This is a genomic window from uncultured Amnibacterium sp. (assembly GCF_964245895.1).
GTDB lineage: Bacteria > Actinomycetota > Actinomycetes > Actinomycetales > Microbacteriaceae > Amnibacterium.
Genome location: NZ_CAXTOQ010000005.1, coordinates 1 through 13,248, shown reverse-complemented (window position 1 = coordinate 13,248; position 13,248 = coordinate 1). Strand labels below are relative to the sequence as shown.

The window sequence follows — 13,248 nt, the reverse complement described above, 5'->3', positions numbered from 1 at the left end:
TCAGTACTCTTCTGCGCATGTCTGCGGCCGTCGACTCCCCTCCGCGCTTTGCCGCCGTCGTCTTCAACCCGGTGAAGGTCGACGAGGACCGGCTGCGCGCCGCCGTCGAGCGCGAGGCCGCTGACGCGGGGTGGGCCGAGAGCCGCTGGTACCCCACGACCGTCGAGGACCCGGGCACCGGGCAGGCGAAGCAGGCGGCCGCCGACGGTGCCGCCGTCGTGCTCGCCGCGGGCGGCGACGGCACGATCCGCGCCGTCGCGGAGGGCATCGGCGACACCGACGTGCCCATCACGCTGCTCCCCTCCGGCACGGGCAACCTGCTGGCCCGCAACCTGCGGCTCTCGCTCGACCGCCTCGAGGAGTCCGTCAGCACCGCCTTCACCGGCGTCGACCGCAGGATCGATCTCGGGGTCGTGGAGCTGCGGCGGGAGGACGGCAGCAAGGACACGCACGCCTTCGTCGTGATGGCCGGCATCGGCATCGACGCGGCGATGATCGCGAACACCGACCCGAAGCTGAAGGCCCGGGTCGGCTGGCTCGCATACGTGCAGGGCATCGCCCGCGCGCTGCGCGGCGAGAACACCGTGCGGATGCGCTTCCAGCTGGACGGCGGCGAGCCGCGCTCCGTCCGGGTGAACAGCGTCCTGATCGGCAACTGCGGCACGTTGACCGGGAACATCCTGCTGCTGCCGGAGGCGGCGGTCGACGACGGCATCTTCGACATCGTCGCGCTGCGCCCCGACGGCCTGTTCGGCTGGATCCAGATCCTGTGGAAGGTGCTCTGGGAGAACGGCGTGATGCGCCGCAGCGAGGTCGGCCGCAAGATCCTCAGCTACACGAAGGAGGTGCGGACGCTGCGCTACCTGAAGGGCGAGGAGGTCGTGTTCCGCACCGAGACGCCGCAGCAGTTCCAGCTCGACGGCGACACGATGGGCGAGGTCGTCGCGGTGCGCGCGCGGGTGCACCCCGGAGGGCTCGCGGTCCGCATCCCCGCCACGGAGCAGGACCGCCTCCCCCACTCCGAGGAGGAGCGCGAGGCGCAGAAGGTCTGAGCGCGCGCGCTCGCGGATCCGCAGCTCCTCCCCGACGCGCCGGCGCGCTGCGACCACCCACCGGCGGGTCGGCCGGGTCCTGCGGAACGGCCGAAGATCGGCGGAACGGCGAGGGCGTCGACCGGGAGCCTCCACGGTCGCGTCCTGCTCTGGCATCGTTGCTGCCGTGACGGGCAGCGGCGGGACGACCGAGGGGCGCGTCGTCGTCGTCGGCGCCGCCCTCGGGCCGGGGCGCTGGTTCGCGGACCGGCTGGCCGGCGGCAGCCGCGCCGCGGTCCTGGTCGACACCCCCTCCGCGGCCGGTGCGCTGCGGGACCGGGACGACGGCACGACCCTCGTCGCGGTCTCCGGAGCGCAGGGCGCGCTCGACCGCGTCGCCGACGGGTCGCGCATCGCGCCGGGCGCGGCGGCCGCGCTGATCGTGGCCGTGCCCGCCGCCGCGATGCCGACGGTGCTGCGCGACCTCGCCCCGCACGTCGGACCGGGCACCGACGTCGTGCTGGTCACGAGCACCATGCGGGCGACGTTGGAGGCAGCCCGGCCGCTCGCCGGGGACGCCGCCCTCTGGGGCGTCCACCTCCTCTTCGACCCGAGCGTCACCGCCGTGGACGGCCAGGGCGTCTACGTCGTCGGCGACCGCCCGGAGGTGCCGGGTTGGCTCGACGCGGCGGTGACCGGCAGCGGCGGCGTCCTGCGCACCGGGACCGCGGCGCAGCACGACGCCGCGATGGCGACCGTGCAGGCGACGACCCACCGCGCGCTGGTCGCGTTCGCGGACGCGGTGACCCGCAGCGACGTCGACCTCCAGACCCTGTGGACCCTCCGCACCCCGCTGTTCGACAGCCTGCTCGGGCTGACCGCCCGGGCGCTCGACCCGCGGCAGCAGGCGCTGGTCGCCGCCGTGCAGGCGGACGGGGGCGGGGTCGCGGCGGGCCGGCTCGCCGCCTCCCTGGCGGACCTGGAGGACGCGGACTTCGAGACCTCCGTCGTCCGGGTGCGCGACCGCATCACGGGGGCGCTGTTCGAGGAGCTGCAGGCGTCCGCGACCGCGGGCATCCAGGCGGCGCAGGCGCGGCGGCGCGACATCTCCCGACGCCGGATCGACGGGAGGCTCGTGGGGCTGCGCCGCGTCGGCACGGCCGGCCCCGTGCGCGTCGGCCGGATCGTGGACGTCTCCCCCACCCGGGTCGAGCTCGCGCTGCTGCTCGTCGGACCCGCAGGCCGCGCCGCGCTGCTCGACGGGGCGGGGCTCGACAACGCGCGGCACCTCGGCGTGCCGACGAAGGTGCGGTCGCAGTCGTTCGGGCTCGGCCACATCGAGCTGGTGCAGGGCGCGGAGCTCGCTGCGGTGCTCGACGAGCAGCTCGCCTTCCTCGGCCGCGACGTGCGGTTCCTCGTGCCGGAGTCGGTCGCCGGCACCGGCGTCGCCCGCGTCGTCGCGCAGTTCGAGGGCCTGCGCGACGTGCGGCTGCTCGACGAGGTCGTGCGCACCGGGCAGCGGTCGGTCGTCGTGCACCTCGCGATCCGCGCGGACCGCGACCTCGAGGCGACCGTGGAGGCGGTCCGCCGGGAGGTGGAGGCCGCGTACGCCTGGCCGGTCGGGGTCGCGCGCACCCTCTCCAGCGCCGCGTTCGACGTGGCGTACCTCGGGCCGGCGGGGACGTTCTCGGAGGCGGCCGCGCGGCGGTGCGCGACGAGCGTCGGCCTGGAGGCGGGGGACCTGGTCGCGCTCGCGACATTCCCGGAGGTGCTGGCCGCGGTGCGGCCGGGCACGATCGCGGTGCTGCCGATCTCGAGCTCCGCCTCTGGCCTCGTGTGGCGGGCGGTCGACGCGCTGCTCGCGCACGCCTCGCCGATCGTCGCGAGCGGCGTGGTCGACGTGCCGGTCCGCTTCGACGCGTACACGGCGGCCGGCGGCCCCCTCGAGTCGTTCCGCGGCGCGACCGTGTTCAGCCACCCGCAGGGGCTCGCGCAGTGCACGCGCTTCATCGCCAGGTGGGGGCTGCGGCCGGTGCAGACCGACTCCACCGCCGGCGCGCTCGAGCGGGCGCTCGCCTCCGAGGCGCCCGCGGTCGCGCTCGGCGGCGCGGGGCTCGCGACGGGCGGGCTGCGCGTCATCGAGCGGGAGGTGGACGACCTCTCCGGCTCGATCACCCGGTTCCTCGTGCTCGGGTCGCCGGGGGAGTTCGCGCCGCAGCAGGACGGCTCGGATCCGACCCTGCGCTCGGTGCGGGTGGGGGCGGACGCCGCCGACGTCCTGCCCCTCCTCCGCAGCCCGGGCGCCGCCGCGTTCGCGGAGCTGCTGACCGACGCGACCGGGCGCTTCCTGCTGATCTCGAGCGCGGCGGGAGGCGAGGAGCCGGCGGGCGCGCGCCTGCTCGGCACGCTGCCGTGGTCGCCCCGCACCCCGGTCGTCCGCGTCGACGCCTCCTGATCCCGTTGTGAAGGCGTTCTGGCGCCACGCAACGAGGCGGTCCGGCGTCGCACCGCGCCAGAACGCCTTCAATACGAAGAGCCAGACGCTTGCGCCAGGATGAGGCCATGACCTCACGAGCAGGGACGCCGGCGCAGTCGTCCGATCTCATCGACGTCGAGGGGCTGGTCCAGGCGTACTGGAGCGGCCACCCGGACGTGTCGAACCCCGAGCAGAAGGTGGTGTTCGGCACCTCCGGCCACCGCGGCAGCTCGCTGAACACCGCCTTCAACGACGACCACATCGCGGCCATCACGCAGGCGATCGTCGAGTACCGCACCGGGCAGGGCACCAGCGGGCCGCTGTTCATCGGGGTGGACACCCACGCGCTGTCCGCGCCGGCGCAGACGACCGCGCTCGAGGTGCTCGTCGCGAACGGGGTGCGCGTGCTGGTCGACGAGTTCGACGGCTACACGCCGACGCCCGCGGTGAGCCACGCGATCATCACCTGGAACCGCGAGCACCCGGGGGAGCCGCAGGCGGACGGCATCGTCGTCACGCCCAGCCACAACCCGCCGGCCGACGGCGGCTTCAAGTACAACCCGCCGCACGGCGGTCCCGCCGACTCCGACGCCACGAACTGGATCGCGGACCGGGCGAACGAGATCATCGCGGCCGACCTGCAGGACGTGCGACGGGCCGAGCCGTCCGCCGTCGAGACCTACGACTTCCGCACCCGCTACGTCGAGGACCTGGCGTCGATCATCGATATCGACGCGATCAAGGCGTCGGGCATCCGCATCGGCGCCGACCCGCTCGGTGGCGCCTCCGTCACCTACTGGCAGGCGATCGCCGACACGTACGGCCTCGACCTGACGGTCGTCAACCCGGTCGTGGACCCGGCCTGGGGCTTCATGACCCTGGACTGGGACGAGAAGATCCGGATGGACCCGTCCTCCCCCTCCGCGATGGCCTCGGTCGTCGCGCGGGCCGGGGAGTACGACATCCTCACCGGCAACGACGCGGACGCGGACCGGCACGGCATCGTCACGCCCGACGGCGGGCTGATGAACCCGAATCACTACCTCGCGGTCGCGATCCAGTACCTCTACACGCATCGGCCGGACTGGCCGGCGGACGCCAAGGTCGGCAAGACGCTGGTGTCGTCGTCGATGATCGACCGCGTCGTCGCCTCGATCGGCCGCGAGCTGGTGGAGGTGCCGGTCGGGTTCAAGTGGTTCGTGCCCGGCCTGATCGACGGGTCCGTCGCGTTCGGCGGCGAGGAGAGCGCCGGCGCCAGCTTCCTGAAGCGCGACGGCTCGACGTGGACGACGGACAAGGACGGCATCCTGCTGTGCCTGCTCGCCTCCGAGATCCGCGCCGTGACCGGACGCTCCCCCAGCGAGCTGTACCGCGAGCTGACCGCGGAGTTCGGCGACCCGGCGTACGCCCGCGTGGACGCGCCCGCCTCCAAGACGCAGAAGGCGGCGCTCGGCAGGCTGGACGGCGACGCGGTGTCGGCGACCGAGCTGGCGGGGGAGCCGATCGTCGCGAAGCTGTCGAAGGCGCCCGGCAACGGCGCGGCGCTGGGCGGCGTGAAGGTCGCGTCGGAGTCCGCGTGGTTCGCGGCCCGCCCCTCCGGCACCGAGGACGTCTACAAGATCTACGCGGAGTCCTTCAAGGGCCCGGAGGACCTGGCGAAGGTCCAGGCGGAGGCGAAGCGCATCGTCGACGCGGCCCTCGGGGGCTAGCGCCGCGCGATCGACGTCCTGTCCCTGATCCGGCGACGCGCGACATCGAGTCGGGGACGGTGCGTCGATCGAGCGGTGGGGGAGCGCTCAGTAGTCGGGGGAGGCGGGCAGGCCGAAGAACTGCTCCAGCGTCTTGACGCCGGTGCGGTGCATCTCCGTGGCGGCCGGCGTGCCGATGTATCGGAAGTGCCAGGGCTCCGTCTGGATGCCGGTGATCCTCGTGTACCCGAGGGGGTAGCGCAGCACCCAGCCGTAGCGCCAGGAGTTCGCCGCGAGCCACTTCGCCGCGCGATGCGACTCGAAGCAGACCTGCAGGTCGCAGGAGGAGCCGTCGCCGAGGTCGTCCGCCAGGCCGGTCTGGTGCTCGCTGTAGCCGGGCTTCGCGGTGAGGTTCAGGGTCGTCGCGCGACCGAGCGACGCGAGGTTGCGGTCGAAGATCGACTTCTGGGTCGCGTAGGAGCGGTACGCCGACAGCGAGTACAGCGTCACCCCGTCCCGCTTCGCGGCCGCGAACATCGTCACGAGGGCGGTGGCGGCGACCTTCCGCAGCTGCGGCACGTTCGTGTGCGGCACCTGCGGCGTCACGAGGTCCGGCGGGACGTAGGTCCTCGGTCGCAGCGGCCGCCGCTTGTCGACCACCACCCACAGGCTGGTGGGGTCGTCCAGCGAGCGTGCCGAGAAGTCGAACCCGGAGGGCTTCGGGGTGCTCGCCGGCTTCGCGGGCGTCGTCGCGGCCTGCAGGCTCGTGGCCGAGCCGGCGGAAGCGGAGGGCGCGAGGGAGGTGGGCGCTGTGGAGGCGGGCGTCGCGCCGCCCGCCGCGCCGGAGGACGCCGTGGAGGAGGGCACCGAACCCGGCCCGGGCTGCTGCGACGTGCATCCCGCGAGCATCAGCAGCAGGGCGGCGGCGCAGAAGGCACGACCGGCGGGACGGAGCACGCGGGGAGCCTACGGGCGGGCGCCGACCTCACCGCGGACCCGCGCGGACCGAGCGCGTCAGCAGGAAGCACAGAGCACTCGGGCAGGAAGAACTCCCGACGGCAGGAAGAAGTCGGCTCGAACTTCCTGCCGATGTGCGTTCTTCCTGCTGAAGTGCTCCGGGGCGGGGCGGGAAGGCGCGATCAGGGACGCGGCACGACCATCACCGGGATGCGGGCGTGCTTCAGCAGCCGCGCCGAGACCCCGCCGAGCAGCACCCGGCGTGCGGGACCGTAGCCGCGGGAGCCGATCACGAGCAGGTCGGCGTCCTCCGGCCGCAGGTCCGCGAGCGCGTCGACGACCGGGCCGTCGAGCAGCACCTGCCGCTCGTCGTCGCGCGCCGCGGCGGCCAGCGCGGCGGCGAAGTCCTGCCGCTGCCCCTCCGCGAACCGGCGCGGCTCCCCCAGCGTCGGCCGGACCAGGGTGTCGGGCAGCACCGAGACGACGTCGACGGACGCCGCGACGTCCCGCGCGTGGTCGCGGGCGGCGGTCAGCGCCGCGCGGCCGTCGGGGGTGTCGATGTACGCGACCGCGATGCGCCGCACCTCCGGCGCGGTCGACTCCTCGTAGTCCCAGGGGACGAGCACGACCGGTCCGGGCGCGCCGGTGAGCAGCCGGTCGGCGGTGCTGCCGGGCGCGGTGCGCCGCGTGCCCTTCGTGCGCCTCGAGCCCAGCACGGCGACGGCGCCCGGCCCCGCCTCCTCCAGAAGGTCGTGCAGACCGCGCGAGGCGGACTCCGCAGCGACCGGGACGAAGGTCGCCTCGGTCCCGCTCAGCGCCGCCCGCGCGTCGTCCAGCACCGCCTCCGCCTGCTCGCGGTTGTGGGCGACCCACTCCGCGTCGACCCGCCCGCGGCCGATCGGGGCGGCGCCCTGGTACACCGTGACCACCTGCAGCGGGCGGCCGGAGGCGGCCCGCAGGCGCGTCGCGAAGGTGAGCACGTCCGGACCGGCCGGACCGCGGTAGGCCGCGAGGATCGGCGCGCTCACGCGTCCTCCGCGGGCGGCAGGTCGGTCTGCTCGCCGGTGCGCACGCGCGAGTGCCGCCGGGAGTACGCGACGTAGATGACGAGCCCGATGATCAGCCACGCGACGAAGCGCAGCTTGGTCTCGATCGGCAGCTGCACGATCAGGGTGCCGCAGAGCAGGATCCCGATGATCGGCAGCACCGGCACGAACGGGACCCGGAACGGGCGCTCGAGCTCCGGCCGGGTGCGGCGCAGCACGATCACGCCGATGTTCACGAGCACGAACGCGAACAGCGTGCCGATGTTGGTCAGCTCGACGATCACGTCGAGCGGCACGAGCGCCGCGAGCACGGAGATCAGCAGCCCGAAGCCGACCGTGATCTGCACCGGTGTGCCGAACCGGGGGCTCACCCGCGCGAGCCGCCTGGGCAGCAGCCCGTCGCGGCACATCGCGAAGAAGATGCGGGTCTGGCCGTACATGATGACGAGCACGACGCTGGTGATGGCGATCAGCGCGCCGAGCGACAGCACGGCGCCGGCCCAGGGGATGCCGGCACCCTCCCGCAGCGCCGTGGACAGCGGGGCGTCGCTGTCGCCCAGGCTCTTCGTCGACGCGATGCCGACCGCGGTGAACGAGACGAGCACGTACAGGACGGTGGAGATCAGCAGCGAGCCGATGATGGCGATCGGCAGGTCCCTGGCGGGCTTCTTCGTCTCCTCCGACGCCGTCGTGACCGCGTCGAACCCGATGTAGGCGAAGAAGATCGTGCTGGCCGCCGCCGCGATGCCGGGGATGCCCTTCGGCGTGAACGGCTCGAAGTGCCGGCCGCTGAACGCCGTGAACGCGACCACGATGAAGAACAGCAGGATCACGATCTTGACGCCGACCATCACCGCGTTGATGGTCGCGCTCTCCCGGGTGCCGAGGGTGAGCAGCAGGGTGATCAGCAGCACGATCACCACGGCGAAGACGTTGATCACGCCGCCCTCGGAGGGGGACTTGGTGATCGCGGCCGGCAGCTCGAACGAGAACGCCGACTTCAGGAACTCGTTGACGTTGCCGCCCCAGCCGACCGCGACGGCGGCGACCGAGACGCCGTACTCGAGGATCAGGTCCCAGCCGATGATGAAGGCGACGAGCTCGCCGAGCGTCGCGTAGGAGAACGTGTAGGCGCTGCCGGACACCGGCACGGCCGACGCGAGCTCCGCGTACGACAGCGCGGAGAACGCGCAGGTGATCCCGGCGAGCACGAAGGCGAGGATCACGGCGGGACCCGCGAGCTTCGCGCCCTCGCCGATCACGACGAAGATCCCGGTGCCGATGATGGCGCCGACGCCGAGCGCGGTGAGGGTGACCGGCCCCATCGTCTTCTTGAGCTGCTCCCCCTCCCGCCCGGTCTCCTTCACCAGGTCCTGGATGCTCCTGGTGCGGAACAGCTCGCTGATCGACACGGACGCTCCCTCCGCGCGCGCCGGGGGCGCCGCGCGGGCTCAGCGTCCCGCCTCAGCGCCCGTCCACCGGATTCTCCGAGCGCTTCCGCAGGTTCCTCCGAGCGGGCTCAGCGGCTGAGCGGCCTCCCGGCCATCGCCTCGAGCCGCGCGATGCGCTGCTGCATCGGGGGGTGCGTCGAGAACAGGCGGCCCACGTCGCGCGCGCTGAACGGGTTCGCGATCATCAGGTGGCTCGCCGACTGCAGCTGCGGCTCGGGCGCGAGCGGGCGCGCCTGCACGCCGCGCTCCAGCTTCGCGAGGGCGGAGGCGAGGGCCAGCGGGTCGTCCGTCAGCGTGGCGCCGTCCTCGTCCGCGTCGTACTCCCGGGTGCGGCTGATCGCCATCTGCACGAGGCCGGCGGCCAGCGGGCCGAGGACCAGCATCAGCAGCGCGCCGATCGGGCTGCCGCCGCGGTCGCGGTCGTTGCCGCCGCCGAAGAGCATCGCGGCGTAGGCCAGGTAGGTGATGACGGAGCTCATCGCCGCGGCGATCGAGGAGGTGAGGATGTCGCGGTTGTAGACGTGCATCAGCTCGTGGCCGAGCACGCCGCGCAGCTCGCGCTCGTCGAGGATCGCGAGGATCCCCTCCGTGCAGCAGACCGCGGCGTGTTCCGGGTTCCGCCCGGTGGCGAAGGCGTTCGGCGCCGCGGTGGGCGACACGTACAGCCGCGGCATCGGCTGGCCCGCCCGTGCGGAGAGCTCGCGCACGATCCGGTGCATCGTCGGCTGCTCCGCCTCCGTCACCGGCCGGGCGCGCATGGCGCGGATCGCGACGGAGTCGCTGAACCAGTACGAGATCAGGTTCACGACGAGTGCGATCACGAGCCCGATGGTCAGCGCGCCGAGGCTGCGGCCGAACAGCAGGTAGGACGCGAGCAGGACGACCCCGCCGAGCAGTCCGAAGAGCATGGCGGTCTTCAGGCCGTTGTGGTGGCGGTGCATCCGATCCTTCCGATCCGCGCCGTTCGCTCGGCGACATCCAGGTCAACAGCAGGCTGGAGGCCGATCTTCCCAGCCGCCTTCGAGTCCGCCGGCAGCGGACGACGCGTCAGGAGGGTGGATGCTCGCCTCCGCGGCCTCGAGCAGTCGCCCCGCGGTGCCCTGCAGCACCGACGCCGCGACGCGCAGGTCCCGGTCGGGGCCGTCGATCGCCGCCTCCAGCGCGACGACGTACGCGTCGCGCACCGTGCGGACGGCGGCCGCGCCGGCATCGGTGGCGATGATGTGCACGACGCGACGGTCCCGGTCGTCGTGCAGCCGCCGCGCGAGGGCCGCCGTCTCGAGCCGGGTGACGAGCAGGGAGGCGGACCCGCGGGTGAGCCCGAGCTCGGCCGCGAGCGCGCCGACGGTGACCCGCGACCGCTGCACCAGCAGGGCGAGCGCGAGCACGTCGCTCTCGGTCAGGCCGAGCGATCCGGCGAGGACCGCCATCGCGCGCCGGTGGGCCAGCTGCAGCGCGAGCACGCCGCGCAGCACCTCCCGCACCGAGGGCGTCACCGGGGCGTCGTGGGCACCGAGGAGGAGGTCGTCCCCCTCGTCGTTCCCGGCCATCAGCACCTCCCGGAGCCATGGTGCTCCTCGGATCGCTTCGAGACCGCCCCAGGTTGGGGGCGCGCGCATGGTTCGGTGACCGACATACCGTTCGGTCTGTCCGCTCGGGGGAGCGGACAAGAGGATCCCGATGTCCAAGTCCACCGTCGCGAGCCGGATGCGGTTCACGCCGCTCGCGCTGACCACCGTGCTGCTGTCGGCGGGGCTGCTGTCCCTGTCGGTCACCGGCACGCTCTCCGGCTTCACCGCCGCGATCACGAACAGCGTGAACAGCGCCGCGACCGGCACGCTCGTCATGCAGGAGCAGAACGCCGGCGCCACCGTCACGTGCACCTCCGTCGACGGCAGCGGCATCACCACGAACGCCGCCACCTGCTCCACCGTCAACGAGTTCGGCGGCACGACCACGATGGTCCCGGGCACCCCGGTCACCACGACCGTGACGATCAGGAACACGGGCACGCTGAACGCGAGCACCTTCATGCTCACGCCCGGAGGGACCTGCACGCAGACGTCCATCGCGACGCCGGCGGGCACCGCCACGGACCTCTGCACGAAGCTGACGCTCGTCGTGAAGCAGGACGGCACCCAGATCTCCAGCGGCACCCTGACCGCGTTCGCCGGCTCGGCCGCGAAGAACCTCACGACGGTCGCCGCTGGCGGCACCTCGACGTTCACCTTCACGGTGACGCTCGACGCGGCCGCGACGAACGCCTACCAGGGCCTGCAGGCCTCCGTGCCGATGACGTGGACGTTCAACAGCTGACCCTCCTTCCCGGCCGGACGGCCTGGTCGCTCAGCGACGAGGCCGTCCGCGACGGGATCGATCCGCGGGTCGACGCCACCCCGTGGTGGCTCGTCGGCCTCCCGGAGCCCTCGACCGCCGAGCCCGCGCCCGCGCCGCTCGCTGCCGAGGCCTCCGCGGTGGCGGATCGCGGCAGGACCGCTCGCGTCCTGCCGTCGTCGCGGTCGTCGCGCTGCTCGTCAGCGCCGCCGCCGGCGTCGCGCTGCTGGCCGGGGTCCGCTGGTTCGCGGTCGAGACCCCCTCCATGGGGACGGCCGCACCCGTCGGGACCCTGGTGATCACCACGCCGCCCGGCGACCTGCGCGTCGGCGACGTCATCGCGTTCCGGCCGCCCGGCGTCCCTCGCAGCTACACGCACCGCGTGGTCTCGGTCGCCGCCGACGGCTCGGTGCGCACGAAGGGCGACATCAACGGCGCGCCGGACGCCTGGTCCCTGCCGCGCTCCGCGGTGACCGGGGAGGCGGTCGCGCTGCTGCCCGGCATCGGCTTCGGCGTCCGAGGCCTGCCCGTGCTGCTGGCCGGCGCGCTCCTCGTGCTGCTGGTCACGGCGCCGATCCGGTCCCGTGCGCGGCGCGCCTCCACCCGCGTCGTCGGCCTGCACCTCGTCGCCGCCGGGGTGCTGCTGTGGCTGCACCCGCTGGTCCAGATCGTGCTCATCGCCTCGGAGGCCGCCGGCGACGCGGTCAGGGCCTCCGTCGTCTCGACCGGGCTGCTGCCGATCCGCCTCGTCGACGCCGCCGGCACCGTGCTGGCGCGGCTGAGCGACGGCACGCCGCAGGTCGTCACCCTCCCGGCTTCCGCGCAGGCCGCCGGCCGGATCTCCGCCGTGCCGGACCTCGGGTGGGCGATGCAGCTGGTGCTGATCGCCGTCGCGATGCTGCCGTCGCTCGTCGTGCTCGCGGTCGGCCTGCCCCGCGACGAGCCGGGCGCCGCATGAGGCGGGTCCTGCGCCGTCGTGCCGCCGCGCTGGGTGCCGGCGCCGCGCTCGCGCTGCTCGGCGGCCTCGCCGCGGGCGTGCCCGGCGCCTCCGGCGGGTTCACGGCGCGGATCACGAACTCGACGGACACCGCCGGCACCGCGAACTACTTCACCTGCCAGCCCGCGATCGCGGCGGACAAGGCGGCCGCGCTGTTCCAGTGGCCGCTCGCCGACGCCTCCGGCGCGACCACCGCGACCGACATCAGCGGCAGCAACCGCACGGGCACGTACACGGGCAGCGTGGTGTCCGACGCGTCGACGCCGATCGCCTGCCCGCGCGACGGCGGCAGCGCGTGGCGGCTCGACGGCAGCACGAGCGCCGCGTACTACGGCACCTCGCAGACGAACCCGCAGGTGTTCACCCTGGAGGTGGACTTCCAGACGACGGTGAAGGGCGGGAAGCTGATCGGGTTCGGCTCGAGCACGACGGGGGCGTCCGCCCAGTACGACCGCCAGCTGTACCTCAACAAGAACGGCGCGGTCGTGTTCGGGGTCTACCCGAGCGCCTACCGCACGCTCACGTCGCCGGCGTCGACCTACGCGGACGGCGCGTGGCACCACGTCGCGGCGACCCTCTCCGCCTCGGGGATGGCGCTCCACCTCGACGGGAGGCTGGTCGCGTCGGACGCCGCCACCACCTCCGCGCAGGTCTTCAACGGCTACTGGCGCGTCGGGTACGACACCATCGGCCCCGGATGGTCGAACGCCCCCACGAACCCGTGGTTCACCGGGCGGCTGCGCGCCGCCGCGGTCTACACGAGCGCGCTCACCGCCCAGCAGATCGCGAACCACGCCGCGCCGACGTTCTGACCGGTCAGGGCACCCGCTCGAGCCACTCCCGGGTCGAGAACTTGGTCCGGACCAGGTCCTCGGCCGCCGCCAGCTCCGCCGCCGTGAGGTCGTCGCGCTGCGCGCCCGTGAGGCGGACGAAGGTCTGCTCCATCCGCTCGATGATCGCCGCGCGCGGCAGCCCCGTCTGCTTGCGGAGGGGGTCGACGCGCTTCGCGGCGCTCGTCGTGCCCTTGTCGCTCATCTTCTCCCGGCCGATGCGGAGGACCTGGACCATCTTCTCGCCGTCCATGTCGTACGACATCGTGACGTGGTGCAGCACCGCGCCGCCGCCGAGGCGCTTCTGAGCGGCGCCGCCGATCTTCCCGGCGGGCGAGCTGATGTCGTTCAGCGGCTGGTAGGTCGCGTCGATGCCGAGGGAGCGCAGCGCCTGCAGCACCCAGTCGTCGAGATAGGCGTAGGACTCGGCGAAGGACA

Annotated in this window: 12 protein-coding genes; 6 read left to right on the top strand and 6 right to left on the bottom strand. The window is 73.6% G+C overall.

Translation table 11 applies throughout. The features are described 5' to 3' along the window. The first annotated feature begins 17 nt into the window (after positions 1–17). The 3 genes from ACFE60_RS01665 to pgm all read left to right on the top strand — a co-directional run bounded on the left by ACFE60_RS01665 (position 18) and on the right by pgm (position 5,216). Positions 18–1,052, top strand: coding sequence for a diacylglycerol/lipid kinase family protein (locus ACFE60_RS01665; protein ID WP_375387098.1), 1,035 nt, complete (start codon positions 18–20; stop codon positions 1,050–1,052). Between the two features lie 166 nt (positions 1,053–1,218). After that, positions 1,219–3,486, top strand: coding sequence for a prephenate dehydratase domain-containing protein (locus tag ACFE60_RS01660; RefSeq protein WP_375387097.1), 2,268 nt, complete (start codon positions 1,219–1,221; stop codon positions 3,484–3,486). Between the two features lie 107 nt (positions 3,487–3,593). Next, positions 3,594–5,216 carry a phosphoglucomutase (alpha-D-glucose-1,6-bisphosphate-dependent) gene (gene pgm, locus ACFE60_RS01655; protein WP_375387096.1) on the top strand — a complete coding sequence of 541 codons (1,623 nt, stop codon included), beginning with the start codon at positions 3,594–3,596 and terminating at the stop codon, positions 5,214–5,216. An 87-nt stretch (positions 5,217–5,303) separates the two neighbouring features. Here pgm and ACFE60_RS01650 read toward each other — a convergent pair whose 3' ends face one another. The 5 genes from ACFE60_RS01650 to ACFE60_RS01630 form a co-directional block, all read right to left on the bottom strand. After that, the gene (locus tag ACFE60_RS01650; RefSeq protein ID WP_375387095.1) at positions 5,304–6,152 is read right to left on the bottom strand and encodes a D-alanyl-D-alanine carboxypeptidase family protein; all 849 of its coding nucleotides are present in this window, start codon (positions 6,150–6,152) and stop codon (positions 5,304–5,306) included. 182 nt (positions 6,153–6,334) lie between these two features. After that, complete coding sequence (locus ACFE60_RS01645; RefSeq protein ID WP_375387094.1) at positions 6,335–7,180, bottom strand: universal stress protein; 846 nt, start codon at positions 7,178–7,180, stop codon at positions 6,335–6,337. Further along, positions 7,177–8,610, bottom strand: coding sequence for an amino acid permease (locus ACFE60_RS01640; RefSeq protein ID WP_375387093.1), 1,434 nt, complete (start codon positions 8,608–8,610; stop codon positions 7,177–7,179). Before ACFE60_RS01640 ends, ACFE60_RS01645 begins: the two co-directional genes overlap by 4 nt. 107 nt (positions 8,611–8,717) lie before the next feature. Beyond that, a complete protein-coding gene (htpX, locus tag ACFE60_RS01635) occupies positions 8,718–9,590 on the bottom strand; it encodes a zinc metalloprotease HtpX (RefSeq protein ID WP_375387092.1) in 873 nt (290 codons plus the stop codon). A gap of 42 nt (positions 9,591–9,632) precedes the next feature. Next, positions 9,633–10,199 (bottom strand): MarR family winged helix-turn-helix transcriptional regulator, encoded by a 567-nt coding sequence (locus ACFE60_RS01630; RefSeq protein ID WP_375387091.1) that lies wholly within the window; start codon positions 10,197–10,199, stop codon positions 9,633–9,635. Between the two features lie 130 nt (positions 10,200–10,329). Between ACFE60_RS01630 and ACFE60_RS01625 the strand changes: the two genes are divergently transcribed. From ACFE60_RS01625 to ACFE60_RS01615, 3 genes are all read left to right on the top strand, one after another. After that, positions 10,330–10,965, top strand: coding sequence for a hypothetical protein (locus tag ACFE60_RS01625; RefSeq protein ID WP_375387090.1), 636 nt, complete (start codon positions 10,330–10,332; stop codon positions 10,963–10,965). An 82-nt stretch (positions 10,966–11,047) separates the two neighbouring features. Beyond that, positions 11,048–11,941 (top strand): S26 family signal peptidase, encoded by an 894-nt coding sequence (locus tag ACFE60_RS01620; protein ID WP_375387089.1) that lies wholly within the window; start codon positions 11,048–11,050, stop codon positions 11,939–11,941. Continuing rightward, a complete protein-coding gene (locus tag ACFE60_RS01615) occupies positions 11,938–12,792 on the top strand; it encodes a LamG-like jellyroll fold domain-containing protein (protein WP_375387088.1) in 855 nt (284 codons plus the stop codon). Before ACFE60_RS01620 ends, ACFE60_RS01615 begins: the two co-directional genes overlap by 4 nt. A gap of 4 nt (positions 12,793–12,796) precedes the next feature. Here the strand turns inward: ACFE60_RS01615 and ACFE60_RS01610 are convergent. Further along, positions 12,797–13,248 (bottom strand): biotin/lipoate A/B protein ligase family protein (locus ACFE60_RS01610; RefSeq protein WP_375387087.1); only part of this gene is annotated, 452 nt, incomplete at its 5' end.